General features: G+C 62.5%; 1 protein-coding gene. It reads right to left on the bottom strand.

Going from position 1 to position 1,645, the window contains the following annotated elements; all coding sequences use genetic code 11:
• Nucleotides 1-1,645 (bottom strand): Ti-type conjugative transfer relaxase TraA (gene traA, locus AC1DWF_RS31820; protein WP_476842542.1); only part of this gene is annotated, 1,645 nt, incomplete at both ends.

Here is a 1,645-nt window from a genome sequence, read left to right as displayed (position 1 = left end):
GTGTCGGCTTTGACGCGAGCAGGCCAGTCCTCCCCCTGAGCGGCCCGATCGATGCCGGCTCGCTGGCCAGCCGATCGAGTGTCGGTTGCGCGGCCTTCGGGTCGCTCAACACGGTGTCGAAATTCATCGCCCGGAACGCGGTCTCCGGATCGGCGAAGACATAGTGGAACCGGGCCGACACTTCTTCCCACTGCTTTGCTATGGCYGGATCGGCGAGCAGCTTTTCYTCGACGACATCAGACAGGGATTTRGCAAACAGCGTGACKCCGGCGACCATCGGTTCGGCCTCCTTYYGGGTTTGCGTTGARGGACGCTGGAGCAGGCCAAGGCGCTCGCCGCCGGCACGYATTCGCTGCGCCAGATCGGCAAGGCGCTCCTTCTGGCGAAGCATCCAGTCGAGCCGATCGCGCACKAGTGTGCGGGCAACACGGACGATGTGCAGCCCGCGGTTTTCGGCAAAGCGCAGTGCCTGCCGGTAGAGGACGCCGCGCTCGTAATCGAGCGTGGTTTCCTTGGCGTTGCTTCGCGACAGAATGTGATCTAGCCCGCCCGCCTTGGCGAAGGAGCGCCGCCCGTAATAAAGCGCCATATCCTCGCGGTGCCGGGTCATCGTGACATAGGTCAAATGGCGATCGAGCGAGAGCGAAGCCAGCACCTTGACCCGATCGACGGTCGATCCTTGAGACTTGTGGATCGTCGTTGCATAGCCATGATCAACCTTGGGGTAGAAACGCTGCTCGACCCTGACCAGCCGACGATGTTCGCCCTCGCCGATGGCAGCGACGATCCTGTTTGATGCCGCCTCGACGACACGGCCGATCATGCCGTTTTTCACGCCAAGCGAGGTCTCGTTCTTCAAGAAGACGATCTGGTCACCGGCGTCGAAGTGACGAAGTCCATCTGCGGTGCGGAAGGCATGTCCTACGCCGACGATCCCACGCTCCACGAGCTGTTYGCGCGCGCGGCTGTTGAGCATGCGAACGTCACGCCGAAGGTGTGCAAGGATAAGTGTTGTCTTCGTCGGATCGTAGTCGCTGTTCCAGTCGGCAATCAGACTGTCGATCGCCTGCGCCTTCAAGTCCGACCCAAGCACTCTGCCCTGCTGGCGATAAGCGGAGATTGCTTCACCGACACGGCCGCGCGCCAGATCGAGCGAAGCGGTCCTCATCCATTCCTCGCGCTGGCGATAGATCGTTTCGAGTTCGGCGTAACCGATGCGGTCAACGATCGCCCGAAACGCAGCACCCGCCTCGATTGGCTGGAGTTGGTCGGGATCGCCAACCAGCACCAGCTTTGCGCCTGCCCTGGTTGCCGCTTCAACGACCAGCGCCATCTGCTTCGARGCAACCATGCCRGCCTCGTCGAGAACAAACACCGTCCTTTCATCGAGACTGTCCCTGTCTTGTTTCCAGCGCAGTTCCCACGACGCCAGCGTGCGGCTGACAATGCCCGCTTCCTTCTCAAGGCCTTCTGCTGCCTTGCCGGCAAGGGCTGCACCGACAACCCGATAACCGGCCAGTTCCCACGCCTCACGGGCGGCCTTCATCATCGTGGTCTTGCCCGCGCCGGCACGGCCAACGACAGCTGCGATCCGCGCGGCCCCCGTCACATGCTCGATGGCGACACGCTGCTCCAGCGACAGCTG

Source organism: Aminobacter sp. P4_D5, from assembly GCF_056401815.1.
Note: the sequence above shows the minus strand (reverse complement) of the source record. Positions and strands in the feature narration are given on the sequence as shown.